Origin of the sequence: Acetobacter pasteurianus subsp. pasteurianus LMG 1262 = NBRC 106471 (assembly GCF_000285275.1) — a bacterium.
GTDB classification, from domain to species: Bacteria; Pseudomonadota; Alphaproteobacteria; order Acetobacterales; family Acetobacteraceae; genus Acetobacter; species Acetobacter pasteurianus.
Window position 1 is genome coordinate 1 of the sequence record NZ_CADO01000097.1, and the last position, 2,756, is coordinate 2,756.

Below are 2,756 nucleotides of genomic sequence, written 5' to 3' on the forward strand. Positions count from 1 at the left end.
GCCAGAAAGATTCATCATCAATCCAACCCATCAAACCCCGGGACCAAACACCTACACAAACATGAGCTGCGGGAAGCTTTCTGTTGTAATCGACGTGAGACTTCCCCAATTCATAAGAACCGCGTCTTTATAGGAAGGATCTGTCATGCCCAGCCTGTTTGAGCCGATTAAACTGGGAAGCATTTACGCCAAAAACAGAATTCTTATGGCGCCGCTGACGCGCGGCAGAGCAACCCGTGAGCATGTTCCGACATCTATCATGGCCGAATATTATGCGCAGCGTGCCAGCGCAGGCCTGATTATTTCGGAAGCAACCGGCATCAGCCAGGAAGGTCTTGGATGGCCCTATGCGCCGGGCCTGTGGTCGCAAGACCAGGTGGAAGCCTGGAAGCCAGTTACAGCAGCCGTACATGCAAAGAGCGGAAAGATTGTGGCCCAGCTCTGGCACATGGGGCGCATGGTGCATTCCAGTGTGACGGGCCAGCAACCAGTTTCCTCATCGGCGACAAAAGCGCCTGAGCCATTGCATACTTACGAGGGCAAGCAGGCGCCCGAAATTGCTCGTCCCCTTACCAAGGATGACATCGCCCGTATCCTGAACGATTACGAAAAAGCTGCACGTAATGCGCTTCAGGCTGGCTTTGATGGCGTTCAGATTCATGCAGCCAATGGTTATCTGATTGATGAATTCCTGCGGGACGGCACCAATCATCGTTCCGATGAATATGGTGGGTCTCCTGAAAACCGGATACGCTTCCTGCGGGAAGTTACGGAACGGGTAATCGCCACGATTGGCGCAGACAGAACGTCCGTAAGACTTTCTCCCAATGGTGACACACAGGGTTGTATAGACAGTCACCCGGAGCAGGTTTTTGTGCCCGCAGCAAAGCTTCTGAACGATCTCGATATTGCTTTTCTCGAACTGCGTGAACCCGGGCCCAATGGCACATTCGGCAAGACCGATCAGCCGAAGCTGCACGGTCCGATCCGCAAAGTCTTTACGAAACCGCTGGTTCTGAATCAGGATTACACACGGGAGGAAGCGATTGACGCGGTAGCGATCGGCGTGGCTGACGCCATTGCATTCGGGCGGCTTTTTCTTGCCAATCCAGATTTGGTGCATCGTCTGGAGGATAACCTTCCTCTGAACAAAGATGATATGCGCACTTGGTACACGCAGGGGACAGAAGGCTATACAGATTATCCACGCGCATCATAACATCCCATCATTTTCCGAAAGCTCTTTTTATTTAAAGGAAAATCTCACTCTCGTTATGAAAGAGTCTTGGAAGAACTCTACTTATAAAAACATTGGACTTAGCCTAAATTTTGTAAGGAAAGCGCAATTATGGAGAAAGGGCAGGCGCTTTCCGTGAAAGAAAAGATAGCCTACGGCTGTGGTGATGCTGCCTCCAACATGATGTGGGGCATGACGTCATCCTATCTGATGTATTATTACACAGATATCTACGCCTGCCGCTGGTGGCTGTCTCATGGATACTGCTGGTGGCCCGTGTTGTGGATGCTTTCTGCGATCCGGCCATCGGCTATGTTGTTGACCGTATCGGCGGGCTGATTGTGCCACGCCTGATCCGCTCCCTTGCCATTCCGTTCGGTATAACGGGTTTTCTGTGCTTTCTGGCTTTACCGCTTTCGCCTACGGGGAAAGTTGTGTGGGCTGGAGCAACCTATATCGTGTTTGGTGCCATCTATTCGTGCATCAATACGCCATATGGTGCGCTGGCCGTCATGATGAGCCGCTCTGCCTCACAGCGCGTTGGTCTCAATGCATTCCGCATGATGGGCTGTCAGGCAGGATCGCTGCTTGTTGCGCTGCTGACCATTCCCGCCATCACATGGTTGGGTGGGGGTGAAAGCGCGGCGGAGCACCGATATGGCATGGCAGTTTATGTGCTGGCTCTGTCTGTTCTCGGTACTTTCCTGTGGATGTGTGTGGCACGCGGTTGCACCGTAAGGCATCCGCCAGCACCCGTTCGGCAGAATCTTTTGGTCACACTGCGCCATTTTCTGGGAAACCGGCGATGGGTGCTGAGCAATCTGCTCGCGTTTTTCTATTTTGTGGGGCAGGCGGCACTGTTCGGGTTTGCTCTGTATTATGCCCGCATTGTTCTTGGCGGCACGGAGCAACTGGGCGCCAATATCATTACTTTTGTCACTGTTCTGCTGTTTACGGGCGTGCCCGCGTGCCTACCGCTTGCCAAGCGTATGGGGACTGTCCGCAGCGGGATCATATGCCTGAGCGTGCAGGGGGCGGCCTACCTGATGATGGCTGCAGCGGGCGCGTCCATAACAGGTTTTTTCGTGTCCATAGCTCTTCTGGCACTGGCTCAGGGTGTGATGTCTCCGCTGTATTATACCTTGCTGGCGGAAGCCGTGGATGATGGGGATCTGCGAACATCGACCGGATCTGCTGGTCTGGCATATTCGATCAATACCTGGGTTACGAAGCTGGCGATGGGGCTGACCGGCTTTGTTCTGGCGCAGTTCCTGTCACAAGGTCATTACGTTGAAGGAGGAACCACACAATCACCAGACCTATCATTCTGGATTACGGCCGGATTTGTCTGGCTCCCGCTGGGGGCCGTATGTCTACAAGTTTTCTGCCTTCTGGCATGGCCGGACAAAAAATAAACATACTGCCGATGTTGTAATTGAAAGAGCAATGTATCTTGCTAGGTTGTTAGCTGTCAGGTTGTGAGACGTCATTGGCGTAATCAAGGATTTCGTCGACCTGT

At 52.9% G+C, this 2,756-nt stretch carries 1 protein-coding gene and 1 pseudogene; both read left to right on the forward strand.

All coding sequences use genetic code 11. The features are described from left to right. Nucleotides 1-145 precede the first annotated feature (145 nt). Entirely contained in the window at nt 146-1,219 is a 1,074-nt protein-coding gene (locus APA10_RS11535) for an alkene reductase (RefSeq protein WP_003631183.1), read from the forward strand. A 129-nt stretch (nt 1,220-1,348) separates the two neighbouring features. Next, a pseudogene (locus APA10_RS11540) lies at nt 1,349-2,652 on the forward strand (MFS transporter). Nucleotides 2,653-2,756 lie beyond the last annotated feature (104 nt).